An 18,228-nucleotide genomic window follows, 5' to 3' on the forward strand; every position below is an offset into this window, starting at 1 on the left:
TATTACGCTTTGGAATTTGGAATATCAATCTTAATTGTTGTTCCTTTTTCTATTTTTGAGTCGATATTTAAATTTCCCCTCATCACATTAATTCTAGCTCTAATCTGGTTGAGACCAAATCCCTCAATTATTTGAAATTGATTGGTATCAAAACCGATTCCATTATCAATAACTTGAATTTTAAAGTAATTTGCGTTTTCTTTAATTATGATTTTAGCTGTAGTCGCTTTACTATGTTTGACAATATTATTGATAAGTTCAGAAATTATAAAGTAAACTTTAATTTCAAAATCTTCTGTATACCGCTGGCTATTATTGATATTACATTCAAACTGAAATTGTAAAGTAGAGTTAGAATTCTTTTCGCATAAATCTTCTAAAGCAAAAAGAAGTCCAAATCGAACTAAGAGAGCAGGAATTAATTCGTGAGACAAATCTCTCACTTTATTGTGAGCTTCTTCTAAAAGATGAATCGTTTTTGTGATTTCATCTTCATTAGAGTTACTGTTATTTTTTTTAATAACACTAAGATGCAATCCTGCTGAGGATAACAGGGCACTAATATTGTCGTGTAAAAAGGATGCGATTTTTTTTCGTTCCGTTTCTTGGCCAGAAATAGTTGCGTTTATAATGTTTTGTTGGATTTTATTTCGCAAACCACTTAATCTATTTTTCTGGATAAGTCTTGAATTTTGTAAGTAAAAATAAAACAATACTATACTTATTAAGAAAAGCGTAATTATAGCAATAAGTTTTCGTCTTGTCATCAATTTTTCCTGATTTAAAACGTCTTGTTGTGTTTTAAATTCAGATTCAATTTTTTCGACCTCTCTCTTGTATTCTTCAATTTCTAAATTAAGACCTTCATTTTTTGCTTTGTTTAATTTGTCCTCTGCATTTAACTCATCAGTAATTGTATTGTAAGTAGCTAGATGGTCAAAAGCCTCTTTGTGTTTTTGAACTGAATTTAGATATTTAGCATACTCTTGATGTGTTAGAGCTAAGTCAAATTTTTCATCACCTGCATTGCCAAGCTGAATCGCTTCGTTAAAATTACTTTCAGCTTTAGAATGCTCTTTTTTTACTCCATAGTAGATACCGTTAAGCATTTTTAGAGCAACAATAGTTAAGTCGCTTCCATGCTTTTCATGATGAAGTTTAGTAAACTGTAAATGGGGAATACCTTTGTCAAACTCGTTGATATCAAAGTAAGCCCACGCAACATTTAAATTGGTTAAAACAAGTCGAGCAGAATCTTTAATTTGTTCACTGTATTCGAGAGATTGTTTATAATGTTCAATACCTTTTTGATATTCCTTTTTATCGAAACAGTAGATATTTCCTAGATTGTTATGTAGTAAATTTTTTAATTTTAAATTATTAGTGCGATCTGCATAAATTAGTCCTTTTTTATAGTAAAAAAAGGCTTTTTCTGGATTTGAGAATAAATCAAAATTACCTCCAATAGTATTATAAGTGGACGCAATAATATCATTGTCTTTTAGTGTTATTGCATTACGAAGAATGGTTCGGCATTTTACAAGGGATTTATCATAGCTCCCTTTACGCATTAATCGAATAGCCTCTTTCAATTCTTTCTCTGTTTCTTTTTTAGAAACTATTTTGTTCTGAGATATAACAGAACAGTTCCATAAAAGTAAAACAAGAATAAAAAGGTATGAAATACGATTAAAAGCCATAAATTTTAGAAAAAAATTAATCTTTAATAAGGTTATTTTTAATGGCATATTTGACCAATCCAATCGTGTTTTTAGCACCAATTTTTTTCATAATATTTTTCCGATGGGTTTCTACGGTATTAGTACTTATGAATAATTTATTACTAATTTCTTTCCCGCTTAATTCAAGTGAAATAAGGGTGATTACTTCCAATTCCCTTTCTGTTAAAATTGTATTGGCAAGAGTAAAATTGGGGTTTACTTTTTGATTGTCTTTAGTAACTAGATTAAATATTTTTTCTCTAACAGATCTACAAAAATAGTCCTCTCCATTACTAACGGCTTGTATGGCTTCAACTATATTTTCTCCAGCACATTGTTTTGTTAGATAACCATTAGCTCCTAATCGCATCACCTCCTTGATTAATTTTAAATCGTCGTAACTAGATAAAATGATCACTTTACAGGGAATTCCTTTTTGGGCAAATTCTTTAATTACTTCAATACCATCTTTTTCTGGCATATTTAAATCAAGAATTAATACATCTGCATTTGTTTTTTCTACTTCTTCATACAGATTGTATCCATTAAGAGAAAATCCTACTACTTCAAAATTAGCGACTGTTTTAAGCAAAATAAGAAGTCCATCAAGAAGGACTTGATGATCATCAGCGAGATAGATTTTTATTTTGTTTTCCATTCGTTCTGGGGGTGTCTCAATTTCAAATGTAAGAAAATTTGACGAATATAACTTCTTTGGCTCGAAATTTAATAAAAATAAAAAACCCGAATTGTTACATTCGGGTTTTTCTCGCACTAATAAACTAAGTTTATAGGTTTATCTCAATCGATCCACAGATTTTACAAGATCTTCATCCTTCTTGATGGCCTTATTAGCAAAACCTAATAATACGATAGCCAAGATAGGTAGAAACATCCCAATACCCTTCTCTGAAACTGCTGGAGTCTCTCCGGATAGATTTAGTGAATGATAAACAAATAATCCTAATAAAATTAAATTTAATATGATATTCAGTCTGCCAATAACAAACTGATGTTGTCTTTTTTTATACGAAATAATACTTAACAAACTCATAGTGGTACTCAAACCAAAAAGGATAACGTACAACTGATTTTGCATAAATAAAAAGTCATTGCCATTTGCTAATGTCCATAATGGAAAAACAAATGGGAGTACGCCTGTAACTATAAAAGCTATTAAAAGATATAAGGTTTGTATTCTTTGTATCATTGTAATTAAATGAACAACAAAAATAAAGTTTTCTTTTTTATAAATACTATTGTATGATTAAAAAATATTCGTATTATTGCATAGTTATATCGTAAGCACTTCATCTTGCGGACAATCCAATAAACTTTACTGCTTATCTTTCACAACAGTTTTCCTAAAAAAAAATAAATTAAAACAAGAACATTCATGTTTGATATTTCTGCATTAAAAAACATGAAGCTTTCTGAGCTTCAAGACATTGCTAAATTAGCTAAAACCATAAAGTTTGCTGGGGTTAAAAAAGAAGATTTAATTGCTCAAATTGTAGAGCAACAACTTGCAACTTCAAAAGAAGACAATACATCAGTTGAAGTAGGTACTGAAAAACCTAAAAGAGCAAGAATACTTCCTTCAAAAAAAGAATCAATTCAAGCGACTCAGGATACCGAAGAGGTTTTCAATACAACATCTAATGGAGCTGAAATTGCCTCTGAGACTTCAGAAAGTGAGGCTCCTAAAATAGTTAAGTTCAATAAATTGGCTTACGAACAAAAGATAGCAAAAAAAGAAAAAGTAACCACAAAAGTTACTACAGGAGCACCTGAATTGCCATTGGAAACTGCTACTAATGAATCTGGAGAAACTCCAGCGGTTGTTAAAAAAGTAAATCCAAATCAATTAAATAAACAAAACCAGAATCCAAATCAAAACGGAAACCAGAATCAGAATCCGAACCAAAAGAACAAGAAAAGTAATTTTGGTCACTCGGATTATGAGTTTGATGGAATCATTGAAAGTGAAGGTGTATTAGAAATGATGCCTGATGGTTACGGTTTCTTGCGTTCCTCTGATTATAATTATTTGGCTTCGCCAGATGATATTTATTTATCAACTTCTCAAATTCGTCTATTTGGTTTAAAAACTGGAGATACTGTAAAAGGAGTGGTACGCCCTCCAAAAGAAGGAGAGAAATTCTTTCCATTAGTACGCGTATTAAAAATTAATGGTCATGATCCACAAGTGGTTCGCGATAGAGTTTCATTTGAACATTTAACGCCTGTTTTTCCAAAAGAAAAATTCAAATTAGCTGAAAAGCAAAGTACTATTTCCACGCGAATTATTGATTTGTTTTCTCCAATAGGAAAAGGACAACGTGGTATGATTGTAGCACAACCTAAAACAGGTAAAACAATGTTGTTAAAAGACATTGCTAATGCTATTGCTGCTAATCATCCTGAGGTTTATTTAATTGTTCTTTTGATTGACGAACGTCCAGAAGAGGTTACGGATATGCAACGCAGTGTTCGTGGAGAAGTTATCGCTTCTACTTTTGATAGAGAACCACAAGAACACGTTAAAATTGCCAACATTGTTTTAGAGAAAGCCAAAAGATTAGTAGAGTGTGGTCACGATGTAGTAATCCTTTTGGATTCGATTACTCGTTTAGCAAGAGCCTACAATACAGTTCAACCCGCTTCTGGTAAAGTATTAAGTGGTGGTGTAGATGCCAATGCTTTACAAAAACCAAAACGTTTCTTTGGAGCAGCTCGTAATGTAGAAAATGGAGGTTCGTTGAGTATTATTGCTACAGCGTTAACCGAAACGGGTTCTAAAATGGATGAGGTGATTTTTGAAGAATTCAAAGGAACTGGAAATATGGAATTACAATTGGATAGAAAAATTGCTAACAAGCGTATCTTCCCTGCAATTGATTTAACATCTTCTAGTACGAGAAGAGATGATTTATTGTTGGATCCACAAACCTTACAACGTATGTGGATTATGCGTAAATACCTTTCGGATATGAATCCTGTGGAAGCAATGGATTTCATCAATGACCGATTCAAAAAAACTAAGAATAACGAGGAATTTTTGATTTCAATGAATGATTAATTCTGAACTATAATTGCATAAAAAAAGTCCCAATTGGGACTTTTTTTATGATTAATATAAATTGGTTATGCGTTTTTACGTTCTAACAACGCCATATAAAATCCATCAAAACCTGATTCTGAAGCCAATATTTTTCGATCTTCAATAAACTGAAATTGTTTTCCGATTTCGGTTGTCAAGAAACGTTGTACTTGTTCTTGGTTTTCCGAAGGTAAAATAGAGCAAGTAGCGTAGACTAATTTGCCGCCTGGTTTTACAATTTTAGAATAGTTTTCTAAAACTTCAGATTGCACTTTACGAATGTTATCAATAAACTCAGGTTGCAATTTCCACTTAGCGTCAGGATTTCTTTTTAAAACTCCCAAACCGCTACAGGGAGCATCGATCAATACGCGATCTGCTTTTTCGTGTAATTTTTTAATGACTTTAGTTGAGTCAATTATACGGTATTCGATATTGAAAGCGCTATTTCTTTTCGCTCTCAGTTTTAATTGCTTTAGTTTACTTTCGTATAAATCCATAGCAATCAATTGTCCTTTATTTTCCATTAAGGAGGCAATGTGTAATGTTTTTCCTCCCGCACCAGCACAAGTGTCCACTACACGCATTCCAGGTTTTACATCAAGGAAAGCAGCCACTAATTGTGAGTTGGCATCTTGCACTTCAAAGAAACCTTGCTTAAAAGCGTCTGTTAAAAAGACATTGGCTCTTTCTTTTAAAACCAAAGCATCAGGCTGGTCTTTCAAATAGTCGGTTTCAATATTCAAATCCATCAAGATAGCTTTTAACTTCTCTTTGGTAGTTTTAAGGGTATTGACACGAAGAATAACTTTTGCTGGTTGATTTTGAGCTGCAATTTCTTTTGACCAAACTTTTTCTCCTAATTCTTTCACGCCGATTTCGTCCATCCAATCAGGAATAGACTCTTTGAAGGTTCTAATTTTAGACAATTCATCAAAACGACCTTTAATTTTTCGTTCAGGAGTGCCATCTAATTGGCGCCAATCAGGAATTGGATATCCTCTTAAAACTGCCCAAACCGCAAAAATTCTCCATAAATTGTCTCTGTCAAAAGGTTCTTTAACTTCGGCAATTTCAGAATACAATCGCTTCCAGCGGACTATTTCGTATATGGTTTCGGCAACAAACTTTCTGTCGGAACTTCCCCAACGTTTGTCTTTTTTTAAGGAACGTGCTACCACTTTGTCTGCATATTCTCCTTCATTGAAGATAGCATTTAAAGCGTCAATGGTAGTATAAACTAAATTTCTGTGTAATCTCATTGTAAAAAATTGAAATGCAAAGGTACTATTTATTGATTGGAAAGCTAAATTTAATCCTTTAAATAAAAAGACACTGTGGTGAAACAGTGTCTTAAGTTTACTATAAATAGAGTGTTTTTATTTTAGTCTTGTTAATCCTATATTTTCTGGTGCATGAAGTACTAATGGGAATTTTTCAATTTTCACAGAACTACTATCTAATCCAAATGCTCTTTCTTCAGATAAACTTAGTTTTTTGATAAAGAAATAGGAATTCATTACTAATTTTTCATGCCACAATAAATCGCTATCATTAGATAAGAATTTCTCAGACAATACAAACTTAAAGTCTCCGAGGATATTGTTTTTATTCAATGATTCGTAACGGCTAGTAATATCTACTTCTCCATTTTTAACCATATCCTTCAAAACCTCTCGGAACATTAAATTGATCTTAGTTGGTTCTCTAAAACCTAAGTTGAAATCAACTCGATAGATATCATCTTTTAAAATTTCGGTTACCTTGTATTCAGTTTTGTACGGTTCTGTAAGTATATTGACATGAACAAACCAATACAAATCAGCTCTTTTTGGTCTTTTTTGAAGAATAGAATACATTACTTTTTCTTCTATTTCATCGATTCTTCCCGCATTAGTCATATATACTAAATGAGTTGCGTATTTCGGGATAGATAAATCAGCACTTAACTCACTAAGCACTTTTTTATAATCTTCAATTTTCACAATTTTAGTATAGGCTTTATTAATTTTTTTAGCCACATACCAGATCGTCATAATTGAAATAAGAGTAATTGCAATTAATAGTGTTACATAACCTCCTTCTGCAAATTTTGTTATGTTAGCCGATAGAAAACTGAATTCAATTGCTAAATAAATCGCAATTAATGGAACATATAAATACCATTTCACCCTTTTCATTATTAAGAAATAATTTAAAAGTAATGTCGTCATTATCATGCATAAAATAATAGCTAATCCATAGGCATGTTCCATATTACTTGATTCCTCAAAATGCAACACAATTCCAACACAACCTACAAACAACAACCAGTTGATAGAAGGAATGTAGAGTTGTCCTTTCAATTCTGTAGGGTATTTGATCTTCACTTTAGGCCAGAAGTTCAAACGCATGGCTTCGTTAATTAAGGTAAACGAACCACTAATTAAAGCTTGTGATGCAATTACAGCTGCCAATGTAGCAACTACAATTCCTATGGGTTGGAACCAATCAGCCATAATTAAGTAGAAAGGATTTCCATTTTTTCCACCCAGACTTTGAAGAGTTTCTCCTTCGTGATGAATTAAATAAGCCCCTTGACCAAAATAATTAAGAACTAAAGCAGTTTTAACAAAAATCCAACTGATTCGGATATTCTTTCTTCCGCAATGCCCCATGTCTGAATACAATGCTTCAGCTCCAGTTGTACATAGAAATACAAACCCAAGAACAAAAAAACCGTCTGGGTGAATGGATAATAACTTATAAGCATAGTAAGGATTAATGGCTTGAAGAACTTCAACGTGCTTGAAAATTTGAATTCCTCCCAAAATAGCTAACATGCTAAACCAAATTAACATCATTGGTGCAAAAAACTTTCCAACTAATTTAGTTCCAAATTGTTGTATGGTAAAAAGAATAAATAAAATTCCAATAACAATTGGGATTGTATTGATTTCTGGGTAAAATGTTCTAACTCCTTCAACTGCAGATGATACCGAGATAGGAGGTGTGATAATTCCATCAGCTAATAATGCGCTTCCCCCAATTATAGCAGGGACTATGAGCCATCTGATTTTTGTTTTTTTGACCAAAGCGTACAAAGCAAAAATTCCACCCTCGCCATGATTATCAGCGCTTAAAGTGATTAGTACGTATTTGATTGTAGTTTGTAAGGTAAGTGTCCAGAAAACACAAGATATTCCACCTAAAACAATGTTGGCATCAATAATATGATTTCCAAGAATGGCTTTCATTACATATAATGGGGAAGTTCCAATGTCACCATAAATAATTCCCAATGAAACTAATAATCCGCCAAGTGTTAATTTACTGTGCAGATCTTTGTGCGCTACGCTCATGATATTCAATTATAAAGAGGGCAAATTTACTCTTTTTACATATATGAGTTCAAAAAATATAAAAAAAACACGATTGATTTATCGTGTTTTTATTGATGCGATGTTATTTTTAATTTCGTCGACTAATTTGTCTAGAGTTTTCAGAGTTTTTCGGGATGTCTACATACTGTGTTCTTCTTTTATGTATTTCTATTTCATTTAGTTCTAATGCTACCTTGTTTTCTTGCTCCGGTATAGGTACTATCGGTCTCGAATTGGTGTGATAGTTTGCTCTGCGATTGTTCTGTTTTGTTTTTTCAATTCGTTTGTTGAAATTGCTCTGATTGCTTACAGGATAGTAGTTTCTATTTTGTTTTGGAATAGATCTATAATGATATAAATTGAAGGGTGCCCTCTTGTTGTGTCTGAATTTAATAGCGCCAAAAGGTTTTCTTGAACAAAAACTATTTGGATACTTCTTCCATCTCCAATTTGAATAATAGGGTCTGTAATTCGATTTCCATATTAGATTTAAAATAATTGGATTCCTATGAAGAACAGGTCTGTAATAGTAGTTAGAACCAAACAAACTTTGATTTCCGATAATAGTAATTGGTGCTGAATTCAAATTATTCTTTTCTAAAGTAATAGTTGCCACATCTTGGAAAAGTGTATGGTCTAAAACAGCTTGGATTACGATTGAATGAGATCTGTTTTCTATAGATTCAACAACTCTAAGATAGTCTACTTCGTTATCCTCATTTAAATCTAAATTGGATATTTGGTATTCTGGATCATTCAATCGTATTTCAAAATCTTCTAAATTTTGTGCTTCTCCAAAAATTCTAGCAATTGATTTTAAATCTAAATCAGCACTGATTTGAGAGTTTACAGCGTTTATATTCGCTCTATTTTGAGCCTCAATATTTTGAAAAGTTAAGATTCCAACTAAGCTCCAAAAAAATAGTTTCGTTTTCATAATTCGTTAGTTTTAAATTGCTTTTAAATATTTCCAATTACTGTGCCAATTTAATTTTGTTATGAAGTAATTGTATTATAATTATTTTTTAACATATTATTTAATTGATTATTTAAAAAAAGCAATTAAAAATCAGTTCAAATTACTAATTTAGCAATGCTAATTTTTGAAATATGAAAAGCTTTAATGATTTTAATAATATTCAGGTGGCGGGTTTGCCCTCACATTTGAAGCAATTTATTGTTGATCAAAATTACGATACGTATACTTCGATAGATCATGCTGTATGGCGTTATGTAATGCGTCAAAACTACAGTTATTTAAAAAATGTTGCTTATTATCCATACATTAAAGGTCTTGAAATTGCTGGATTAAGTATAGAGTCTATTCCTGATTTGCAAAAAATGAATGACAATTTGGGCAAGATTGGATGGGGTGCTGTTACTGTTGACGGATTTATTCCTCCAGCGGCCTTTATGGAATTTCAAGCTTATCATGTTTTAGTTATTGCTGCAGATATTAGACAGATTAATCATATTGAATATACTCCAGCACCCGATATTATTCACGAAAGCGCTGGACATGCTCCAATTATTGCTGATGCAGAATACAGTTCATATTTAAGTTATTTTGGTTCTATTGGTTCCAAGGCTATGTTTTCCAAAAAAGATTTTGAATTGTATGAAGCAATTAGAGAGTTGTCTATTTTGAAAGAAGCTTTAGATTCTACTCCAGAAGAAATTGAGCTTGTAGAAAATAAACTTAAGGCCATTTCACAGAATATGGGTGAACCCTCAGAAATGGCATTGTTAAGTCGTTTGCATTGGTGGACAGTAGAATATGGTTTAATTGGGACTTTAGACGATCCTAAAATTTACGGAGCAGGTTTGTTGTCCTCTATTGGCGAAAGTGCTACTTGTATGAGCAAAGATGTTCCAAAATTGCTATATGATTCTAATGCAATTCATTATTCATACGATATTACAAAACCGCAACCTCAATTATTTGTGACCCCTAATTTTCAAAATTTGATGGATGTTCTGGAAGATTTTGCTAATAGTATGGCTTTTAGAACAGGTGGTTGGTCGGGAATTTCAAAGGCTATTGAGTGCCAAAATACTTGCACTGCAGTATATAGTTCAGGACTTCAAGTTACGGGAGTATTTAGTTTGTTCTATACAGATCATAACAATAATTTGTCTTTTATTAAAACAGAGGGTCCTACTTCTTTAGCGTGTAATGATACAGAATTACCCAATCAAGGAAGTGATTATCATGCTGCTGGATTTTCGTCTCCTGTTGGTAAGTTGAATTCTTTAGAGGTTTCATTAGAAGACGCCTCTCCGGAAGATTTAGAAAAGCTCCATATTGCAATGGGTAGTTTTACCCAATTGGTTTTTGAAAGTGGGATTCAAGTTAGTGGAACCGTGCTTAATATTCTTAAGAATGGTGATAAAATTATTCTCATTAGTTTTGAAAATTGTACTGTCCTTGATCAAGATTTGAAAGTATTGTTTTTACCAGAATGGGGGATATATGATATGGCAGTGGGGGAGAAGATTGTATCTGTATTTAATGGAGTTGCAGATAAGTCAAAATGCATTATTCAAGAATCTGTTGCCACTCAAAAAAGCAAGAATCTTTGCTTCTCTGCTGAAGAGCTAAGATTACAAGCTATTTATGCAACAATTCGTCAGATTAGAGAGAAACAAGAAGAATTTACAAAACTACCTGAGTTGGTTCAGGAAATTAAGGAAGATTATCCGCAAGATTGGTTGAGCTTGTTCGAAATATATGAAATTGCTAAAACGGCTAATTTCGATCACTCATTTAGTACTGATTTGCGAAATCATTTAAATACAAAAATCAAAGAAAATCCTAACTTTAGTAAGTTAATTTCTGATGGATTAATGGTAATCGAAACTTTAAGTTAAGAAATAGAAATTGCTTTTCTAAATAGTTAAAAAAGCAATTTCTAAAGCAGCTTCAAATTCAGAATTTTTCAAAAGTGAACTAATTAATTGGTGAATTTGAAGTTGTTTTGCATCTACATCAGTATCTGAAGTATTTAAAATGGCTTTTAGTTGAGGCCATTCTCTTTTGTTTTCAATTGCAACTGGATTTGGAATATTGGGCATATTGCCTAGTAAACCTAATTCATTTCCGGTTAAAATTTTAGAATTTCGAATTGATTCTGGCAACGAATCAACACCAATGCCGTTAGTGGTTATTGGTTTTGGAATTTTGAATAAATTGTCTTCTGTTATTCTGCAATACCAGTCGCCTCCAAGACGTGCTACTAAATCCATTTTGTTTTGATCAATTTTTCCATCGTCACCAAGTACAGCTTCAGAAATGTGAATTAATTTTATTTCAGCTAAAATTAAATTACCTGCTCCATTTTGATCTCCAAGAGGAATTATCTGATTAACAACACATTCAAATTGTACAGGAGCTTCTGCTACTCTTGGCGGACGAACAACTTCCGAAGGTAACATTGTGAATCCCGATTTTTCAAATTCATTTATGCCTTTGGCATACTCAGAACTTGCTAAACTCATTTGTTGTACCATATCGTAATTGACAATATTGATCACACACTCTTTGACCTCCATTACGTTTTCAAGCGTATGTTTTATCGTGTTGTCACGAACTCTTCTTGCAGGCGAAAAAATACAAACGGGTGGGTTTGTGCTAAACATATTGAAAAAGCTAAATGGACTAAGATTGATATTGTCCTCTAAATCAATTGTTGAGGCAAAGCAAATTGGTCTAGGAGCTATAGCGTACTGTAAATAATTTTGCAGCTCTACCGTTGAAAGGTCTTCACATTTAAGCGTAATCATATGTTTACTTTTTTAGTAGTATAGTACTAATTGGTTATATTTTTTTTAATGCTAAAATAGAAAAATTGGTATCCACTTTTTTAATTGTATTGTTCAATACACCAAGACCAGTAATCTCCATGTCTACAGTATCTCCGTCTTGTAGCCATTGTGGTTTAAAACTAGGGTCATTTAGTAATCCGGTTCCATTAAGTTCTAAAAAGCATCCAGTACCCACTGTTCCGGATCCAATTACATCTCCAGGATATATATCTACTCCATAGGCACATCGCTCTATAATTTCTGCAAAAGTCCAATCCATATCAGCCATATTACCACGAGATACTTCTATACCATTGACTTTACAACTCATCGTTAGATTATAATTATTTCCAACGTGATTTGGTTTGGCTGGAACTTTATAGGGTTCTAACTCGTCAGGAGTTACTAACCAAGGTCCAATCACTGTGCTAAAATCCTTCCCTTTTGCAGGTCCTAAATTCAAAATCATTTCTTCCATTTGAAGCGTTCTTGCGCTCATATCGTTCATTATCATATAGCCAGCTATATAAGAATCAGCATCCTTGGCAGAGATATTTCTACCTTTTTTACCAATTACTACTGCTACTTCCAATTCGAAATCTAATTTTTCAAAGTGATCGGGCATACATTCTATATCTCCTGGCCCCTGGATCGCATTGTGGTTTGTGAAATAGAATATTGGATATTGATCAAACTCCGGAATCATATCTAATTTACGATTCTTTCTTGCCGAAGCAACGTGCTGTCTAAAAGCATATCCATCTCTACAAGAGCTAGGCTTTGGAACTGGCGCTAGGAGATTGAAATTAGAAATTGGTGTTGCAATACTACTATCATTAAGAATTGATGTTTCAACTAATTTGGCTTTATCCATCATTGATTGGCCACCTTCAAGAAAAGTTGCCATATCATTTGGAATCAATTCATTAATAGCATTTAAATTATAAATAGAATTATGAACCATAATTCCTAAATGTATTTTTTTGTCTTGTGAGTAACTTACTAATTTCATATTGAAATGGGTATTATTTAGTGATGTGTAAAAATAAATCAAAGCGACGTAAAATTAAGAATATTTTAATTAAATTTGGATTTCTTTTTGAGAATATGTCATATCATCAGAAAATCATTAAAAAAATTGATATGTCGTAATTAAATTGAATATTTTATATTACTAAATCTGCTTTTGGTAATTGCAATTAGATTCTTTTTTATTTATTTTAACTAAGTTGACTTTTAAATATTTGAAGTATGCCAATATATCATTCTTTAGGAAAAATTCCTTTAAAAAGACATACCGTTTTTCGCAAACCTGACGGGGAACTTTATGCAGAAGAGCTAGTTTCTACAGAGGGTTTTTCGAGTTTGTATTCTTTAGTGTATCATTGCCATCCGCCTACAATAGTTAAATCTATGGGAACTCCTTATTCTGTAGAGCCTAAAATAGCGCGTGAGAAACATTTGAAGCATACCAGTTTAAAAGGATTTAAAATTCAGCCTGTAGATGATTATTTAGAGAGTAGAAAAGTGATATTGGCAAATAATGATTTGCATATTTCTCTAGCTGCCCCAAAAAAATCGATGACAGACTATTTTTATAAGAACAGTCAAGCTGATGAGGTCCTATTTATTCATGAAGGTTCAGGTGTATTAAAAACTGGTTTTGGTAAACTTAGTTTTGGTTATGGCGATTATATAGTTATTCCAAGAGGAACTATTTATCAAATTGAATTTGACGATGAAAAAAACCGACTTTTTATTGTCGAAAGTTTTAGTTCCATTCAAACTCCAAAGCGTTATAGAAATGCATTTGGTCAATTGCAAGAACATTCTCCTTATTGTGAGCGAGATATAAGAAAACCTAAAGATTTAGAAACGATAGATCAGATCGGAGATTTTAAAGTCTTAATAAAAAAACAAGGAATGATGTATCCCTATACTTACGGAACACATCCTTTTGATTTTGTGGGTTGGGATGGTTTTCATTATCCTTGGGCTTTATCAATACATGATTTTGAACCTATTACTGGTAGATTACATCAACCGCCTCCTGTGCATCAAACTTTTGAAGCGCATAATTTTGTCATTTGTTCATTTGTTCCAAGAAAATACGATTATCACCCTTTGTCAATTCCAGCGCCCTACCATCATAGTAATGTAGATAGTGACGAAGTATTGTACTATGTTGATGGCGATTTCATGAGCCGTAAAAGTGTAGAAAAAGGTCAAATCACTTTGCATCCTGCTGGAATTCCGCACGGACCTCATCCTGGAACTGTTGAGAAATCGATTGGAAAAGAAAGTACAGAAGAACTCGCTGTGATGATAGACCCATTCAAGCCATTAATGATTACTGAAGAGGCTTTAGCCATAGAAGACGAAGACTATTTTGCTAGTTGGCAGTCTTAAAATTATGTACAATTAAATTTTTATACTATATATGAATACTGAAACTTTTGCTGAAAAGATCGCTAAAGCGCCAAACTTTCTTCCTATCAATGGAACTGATTTTATTGAATTATATGTTGGAAATGCTAAACAAGCAGCGCATTATTATAAGACTGCTTTTGGGTTTCAATCGCTTGCCTATGCGGGTCCTGAAACCGGAGTTAGAGATAGAGCATCGTATGTTTTACAACAAGGGAAAATCCGTTTGGTATTAACTACAGCTTTAAAATCCGATAGTCCTATTGCTGAACATGCTAAAAAACATGGCGATGGTGTTAAAGTACTTGCCTTATGGGTGGATGATGCTTATTTAGCTTTTGAAGAAACTACAAAAAGAGGAGGTAAGACCTATTTAGAGCCTACTACTTTGAAAGATGAGAATGGAGAAATTCGCATGTCAGGAATTTACACCTACGGAGAGACAGTGCATCTTTTTATTGAAAGAAAAAATTACAAAGGTTTATTTATGCCAGGTTACCAAGAGTGGAAATCAGACTATAATCCAAAAGATGCAGGTCTATTATATATTGATCACTGTGTTGGAAACGTGGGTTGGAACCGTATGAATGAAACCGTTAAGTGGTACGAAGAGGTAATGGGATTTGTCAATATCCTAACTTTTGACGATAAACAAATTAATACTGAATACTCTGCATTGATGAGTAAAGTAATGAGTAACGGAAACGGTTATTCAAAATTTCCAATTAACGAACCTGCTATTGGCAAAAAGAAATCTCAAATAGAGGAATATCTAGATTTCTATGAAGGGGAAGGAGTACAGCATATCGCAGTGGCTACTAATGACATAATTTCTACAGTAACACAATTGAAAGCTAATGGAGTCGAATTTTTAAGCGCTCCACCCAATGCCTATTATGAAATGTTATCTAACAGAGTAGGATCAATAGATGAAGAAGTATCAGTTTTAAAAAGTCTTGGGATTTTAGTTGATTGTGACGAGGAAGGGTATTTGTTGCAAATTTTTACAAAACCTGTTGAGGATAGACCTACTTTATTTTTTGAGATTATTCAAAGAAAAGGAGCACAATCATTTGGTGCTGGAAATTTCAAAGCATTATTTGAGTCTCTAGAACGAGAACAAGAATTAAGAGGAAATTTGTAATAAAAAATTAATGTATTCTAATTCATTTAAAAACAGTAGTTTTAACCAGCTACTGTTTTTTTATTTTAATTCCATTTTATGAAACAATTTTTGGTTTATTTTTTAGTGTTTCTAACACTTTCTTCCTGTTCTTCTATAGGACTAAGGCATTCAGAGAATCAATCTATTGCGCTTTCAGGTATAGAAAGAGTAGATACATTGTTAATGGATAAAATTAGTATTAGAGCAATCACAATCGCTAATGATAAAGTTTGGTATTCTGCTGATAAGTCTCGATTTGGCTGTATAGATTTAGTATCGTTACAAAAAAAAGAAATCGAAATAGGTTCCAATAAGCAAACAGAGTTTAGAAGTATTGCTCAAACAAAACACTTTATTTTTGTGTTAAGCGTTGCCAATCCAGCATTATTGTATCGAATTGATAAACAAGACTTAAGTTATGAATTAGTATATCATGAACAGCATGAAAAAGTCTTTTATGATAGTATGCAATTTTGGAATGATAAAGAAGGAATTGCAATTGGCGATCCCATTGCATCAAGTTTTTCTTTGATTGTTACCAAAGATAGCGGTAAAACTTGGCAAAAGATACCAGCTAGTCAATTGCCAAAATTAGAAGAAGGAGAAGCTTTTTTTGCTGCGAGTAATACGAGTATTATTACCAAAAAAGAAAAAACTTGGGTGGTATCTGGAGGAAAACAATCAAGGGTGTTTTTTTCAAATAATAAAGGAAAAAATTGGGAAGTATATTCCACTCCTATAGTTCAAGGTAAATCCATGACAGGAATATTTACTGCCGATTTTTACAATGATAAAATTGGTTTTATTTCTGGAGGTAACTATGAGAATTTAGAGCAAAATTACGATAATAAAGCACTCACATTAGATGGCGGTAAAACTTGGAATTTAGTAGCTCAAAATTTAGGGTTTGGTTATGCGTCTTGTGTGCAGTATGTTCCAAGAAGTAAAGGAAACGAATTGGTATCTGTTGGCGCATCAGGAATTTTTTATTCTGGAGATCGCGGACATACTTGGAAACAATTCAGTTCAGATAAAACATTGTATACTATTAGAATGATAAATGACGTTACTGCTGTTGCTACTGGAAAAAATAAAATTATTCTAATTCATTTTAAGAAGTAGTGAACATTAGTTTTTCATTATTTTTTTTGCATTTAATCTTTTCGTTGTTGCCCTTTATTTCGGTATTGGGCTAATAATTTTCTATTAAAATCTTCTTCTAACTTTTTTAGGAGAATTATTTTTGATGGAGGGATAACTCCTTTCAAATTAGCTGCAAATTTTTTTCTAAGCAAAAATAATTCTTCTTCGTTTTTGTCCATTTGGTTCAATAAAAGACTTGCCTCTTTTTCTGTCATTTTATCTTTACTCTCATTGTATTTTTTGATCAATGTTCTTGATTTAGAGTGTTTCAATTCAAACTCTTTATCTTCAAAAGCAGTGTAGATAGGCCAAAATTTATCAGCCTCGCTTTGACTTAAGTCCAATTCAGTAGTTAGAAATTCAATTTTCATGGATTTAATTTGCTCTCTTTTTTCTTTCATTTTGTCTGATTGAGCTTGAGAATTGAAAGAAATCAATAAAAAAAGCAGCGCTATAATAGAGGATATTTTCATGGTGGTATTTTTAAATGGTTATTCTGATAGTAAGATTTCTATAGAAGGACTTGTTGCTAAAATGGTTTCTAATGTTTCGTCTTGAACAATTAATTGAGACTTAAGTGTGTCTAGATCTTTTCCATCCAAATCATTGATAAGTTCATAAGCATCAATTTCTGAGTGGTATACAAAATGATCTTCATAAGTGGCAGAATCTAATTCTGCTGAGTTTGATTGAATTAAATTGAAAACAGGTATTGAAAGCAGAATTAAAACTGCAGCAGCGGCTGCAAATAGCCAATACTTTTTGTCAGTCTTCAAAGAGATTATTTTACTTTCCTCCTGAGGTAATTTTGAAAGTATCTTATCTGAAAAATCAACAAAATAATTTTCTGGAGTAGAAAATCCAGAAGTGATTTTTGATTTTGTATTTAATTTATCTTTTTCCATAACGTTAATTAGACTTTGTAATGATGTAAAGGTTTAATTGTGATGCATATAAGCTTCTATTTTTTTTGATGCGTGATGGTAAGACGCTTTTAATGCTCCTACAGACGTATCTAAAATACTTGCAATTTCTTCATATTTCAATTCCTCAAAATATTTCATTTTAAAAACCAATTGTTGTTTTGTAGGAAGAAGCGCAATCGCTTTGTGTAATTTAATTTGGATTTCATCACCATCAAAATAGCTATCTGCACTAAGATTATCAATTATTTTGGAATTTAGCTCCTCGACTGAAACTTTATTGCGTTGTGCTTTTTGTTTGAGAAACGTCAATGCTTCATTAGTTGCAATTCGATACATCCAAGAAAAGAGTTTGCTATCTCCTTTGAAGTTTTTTAAGTATTGATATATTTTTAAAAACGTGTTTTGCAATACATCATCTGCATCGTCATGATTTAACACAATGTTTCTAATATGAAAATATAAAGGCTTTTGGTAGGTATTCAAGAGTTTTTGAAACGCTTCATTTTGCGTTTTGGGATCCAACAGTAGTTTAATAAAATCCTTTTCTTCTTCCAAAACTTTGGTTTAACTAATTAGA

General features: G+C 32.3%; 16 protein-coding genes. 5 read left to right on the forward strand and 11 right to left on the reverse strand.

Features of this window, described 5'->3' with window-relative positions; translation table 11 throughout:
• Positions 1–2 precede the first annotated feature (2 nt).
• The 3 genes from LPC23_RS06460 to LPC23_RS06470 all read right to left on the reverse strand — a co-directional run bounded on the left by LPC23_RS06460 (position 3) and on the right by LPC23_RS06470 (position 2,931).
• Positions 3–1,748, reverse strand: a complete 1,746-nt coding sequence (locus LPC23_RS06460; protein WP_229328971.1) for a tetratricopeptide repeat-containing sensor histidine kinase — start codon at positions 1,746–1,748, stop codon at positions 3–5.
• Complete coding sequence (locus tag LPC23_RS06465) at positions 1,717–2,379, reverse strand: response regulator (RefSeq protein ID WP_229328973.1); 663 nt, start codon at positions 2,377–2,379, stop codon at positions 1,717–1,719. The genes LPC23_RS06460 and LPC23_RS06465 overlap by 32 nt, the downstream gene beginning before the upstream one ends.
• A 138-nt stretch (positions 2,380–2,517) precedes the next feature.
• Entirely contained in the window at positions 2,518–2,931 is a 414-nt protein-coding gene (locus LPC23_RS06470; protein WP_229323766.1) for a DUF4293 domain-containing protein, read from the reverse strand.
• A 186-nt stretch (positions 2,932–3,117) separates the two neighbouring features.
• Between LPC23_RS06470 and rho the strand changes: the two genes are divergently transcribed.
• On the forward strand, positions 3,118–4,803 hold the full coding sequence (rho, locus tag LPC23_RS06475; RefSeq protein WP_229328975.1) for a transcription termination factor Rho: 1,686 nt from the start codon (positions 3,118–3,120) through the stop codon (positions 4,801–4,803).
• A gap of 65 nt (positions 4,804–4,868) precedes the next feature.
• On the opposite strand, the gene LPC23_RS06480 is transcribed toward rho, so the two are convergent.
• The 3 genes from LPC23_RS06480 to LPC23_RS06490 form a co-directional block, all read right to left on the reverse strand.
• A complete protein-coding gene (locus LPC23_RS06480) occupies positions 4,869–6,086 on the reverse strand; it encodes an RsmB/NOP family class I SAM-dependent RNA methyltransferase (protein WP_229328977.1) in 1,218 nt (405 codons plus the stop codon).
• 117 nt (positions 6,087–6,203) lie between these two features.
• Positions 6,204–8,165 carry a KUP/HAK/KT family potassium transporter gene (locus LPC23_RS06485; protein WP_229323771.1) on the reverse strand — a complete coding sequence of 654 codons (1,962 nt, stop codon included), beginning with the start codon at positions 8,163–8,165 and terminating at the stop codon, positions 6,204–6,206.
• A gap of 109 nt (positions 8,166–8,274) precedes the next feature.
• Positions 8,275–9,123, reverse strand: coding sequence for a hypothetical protein (locus LPC23_RS06490; protein WP_229328979.1), 849 nt, complete (start codon positions 9,121–9,123; stop codon positions 8,275–8,277).
• 173 nt (positions 9,124–9,296) lie between these two features.
• Here LPC23_RS06490 and LPC23_RS06495 point away from each other — a divergent pair, with 173 nt between their 5' ends.
• Complete coding sequence (locus LPC23_RS06495) at positions 9,297–11,057, forward strand: aromatic amino acid hydroxylase (protein ID WP_229328981.1); 1,761 nt, start codon at positions 9,297–9,299, stop codon at positions 11,055–11,057.
• A gap of 18 nt (positions 11,058–11,075) precedes the next feature.
• Here the strand turns inward: LPC23_RS06495 and LPC23_RS06500 are convergent, their stop codons facing one another.
• Both LPC23_RS06500 and LPC23_RS06505 read right to left on the reverse strand, forming a co-directional pair.
• Positions 11,076–11,969, reverse strand: coding sequence for a flavin reductase family protein (locus LPC23_RS06500; protein WP_229328983.1), 894 nt, complete (start codon positions 11,967–11,969; stop codon positions 11,076–11,078).
• 34 nt (positions 11,970–12,003) lie between these two features.
• On the reverse strand, positions 12,004–13,002 hold the full coding sequence (locus tag LPC23_RS06505; protein ID WP_229328985.1) for a fumarylacetoacetate hydrolase family protein: 999 nt from the start codon (positions 13,000–13,002) through the stop codon (positions 12,004–12,006).
• 239 nt (positions 13,003–13,241) lie between these two features.
• On the opposite strand from LPC23_RS06505, the gene LPC23_RS06510 reads away from it, so the two are divergent.
• The 3 genes from LPC23_RS06510 to LPC23_RS06520 all read left to right on the forward strand — a co-directional run bounded on the left by LPC23_RS06510 (position 13,242) and on the right by LPC23_RS06520 (position 16,704).
• Positions 13,242–14,399: a homogentisate 1,2-dioxygenase gene (locus LPC23_RS06510; protein ID WP_229328987.1), complete on the forward strand. Its 1,158-nt coding sequence runs from the start codon at positions 13,242–13,244 to the stop codon at positions 14,397–14,399.
• Between the two features lie 31 nt (positions 14,400–14,430).
• Entirely contained in the window at positions 14,431–15,561 is a 1,131-nt protein-coding gene (hppD, locus tag LPC23_RS06515) for a 4-hydroxyphenylpyruvate dioxygenase (RefSeq protein ID WP_229328989.1), read from the forward strand.
• Positions 15,562–15,639: 78 nt separating this feature from the next.
• Positions 15,640–16,704: a WD40/YVTN/BNR-like repeat-containing protein gene (locus LPC23_RS06520; RefSeq protein WP_229328991.1), complete on the forward strand. Its 1,065-nt coding sequence runs from the start codon at positions 15,640–15,642 to the stop codon at positions 16,702–16,704.
• Between the two features lie 32 nt (positions 16,705–16,736).
• Here the strand turns inward: LPC23_RS06520 and LPC23_RS06525 are convergent, their stop codons facing one another.
• From LPC23_RS06525 to LPC23_RS06535, 3 genes are read right to left on the reverse strand one after another with little or no spacing between them, the layout of a single operon-like run.
• Positions 16,737–17,198 (reverse strand): sensor of ECF-type sigma factor, encoded by a 462-nt coding sequence (locus LPC23_RS06525; protein WP_229328993.1) that lies wholly within the window; start codon positions 17,196–17,198, stop codon positions 16,737–16,739.
• A gap of 18 nt (positions 17,199–17,216) precedes the next feature.
• On the reverse strand, positions 17,217–17,630 hold the full coding sequence (locus LPC23_RS06530) for a hypothetical protein (protein WP_229328995.1): 414 nt from the start codon (positions 17,628–17,630) through the stop codon (positions 17,217–17,219).
• 33 nt (positions 17,631–17,663) lie between these two features.
• Positions 17,664–18,206, reverse strand: a complete 543-nt coding sequence (locus LPC23_RS06535) for an RNA polymerase sigma factor (RefSeq protein WP_229323790.1) — start codon at positions 18,204–18,206, stop codon at positions 17,664–17,666.
• Positions 18,207–18,228 lie beyond the last annotated feature (22 nt).

Source organism: Flavobacterium ammonificans, assembly GCF_020885975.1.
Lineage (GTDB): Bacteria > Bacteroidota > Bacteroidia > Flavobacteriales > Flavobacteriaceae > Flavobacterium > Flavobacterium ammonificans.

Coding starts and splice junctions, on each gene's coding strand:
- LPC23_RS06460 (WP_229328971.1), bottom strand. CDS start 1,748: ATGCCATTAAAAATAACCTTATTAAAGATTAATTTTTTTCTAAAATTT.
- LPC23_RS06465 (WP_229328973.1), bottom strand. CDS start 2,379: ATGGAAAACAAAATAAAAATCTATCTCGCTGATGATCATCAAGTCCTT.
- LPC23_RS06470 (WP_229323766.1), bottom strand. CDS start 2,931: ATGATACAAAGAATACAAACCTTATATCTTTTAATAGCTTTTATAGTT.
- rho (WP_229328975.1), top strand. CDS start 3,118: ATGTTTGATATTTCTGCATTAAAAAACATGAAGCTTTCTGAGCTTCAA.
- LPC23_RS06480 (WP_229328977.1), bottom strand. CDS start 6,086: ATGAGATTACACAGAAATTTAGTTTATACTACCATTGACGCTTTAAAT.
- LPC23_RS06485 (WP_229323771.1), bottom strand. CDS start 8,165: ATGAGCGTAGCGCACAAAGATCTGCACAGTAAATTAACACTTGGCGGA.
- LPC23_RS06490 (WP_229328979.1), bottom strand. CDS start 9,123: ATGAAAACGAAACTATTTTTTTGGAGCTTAGTTGGAATCTTAACTTTT.
- LPC23_RS06495 (WP_229328981.1), top strand. CDS start 9,297: ATGAAAAGCTTTAATGATTTTAATAATATTCAGGTGGCGGGTTTGCCC.
- LPC23_RS06500 (WP_229328983.1), bottom strand. CDS start 11,969: ATGATTACGCTTAAATGTGAAGACCTTTCAACGGTAGAGCTGCAAAAT.
- LPC23_RS06505 (WP_229328985.1), bottom strand. CDS start 13,002: ATGAAATTAGTAAGTTACTCACAAGACAAAAAAATACATTTAGGAATT.
- LPC23_RS06510 (WP_229328987.1), top strand. CDS start 13,242: ATGCCAATATATCATTCTTTAGGAAAAATTCCTTTAAAAAGACATACC.
- hppD (WP_229328989.1), top strand. CDS start 14,431: ATGAATACTGAAACTTTTGCTGAAAAGATCGCTAAAGCGCCAAACTTT.
- LPC23_RS06520 (WP_229328991.1), top strand. CDS start 15,640: ATGAAACAATTTTTGGTTTATTTTTTAGTGTTTCTAACACTTTCTTCC.
- LPC23_RS06525 (WP_229328993.1), bottom strand. CDS start 17,198: ATGAAAATATCCTCTATTATAGCGCTGCTTTTTTTATTGATTTCTTTC.
- LPC23_RS06530 (WP_229328995.1), bottom strand. CDS start 17,630: ATGGAAAAAGATAAATTAAATACAAAATCAAAAATCACTTCTGGATTT.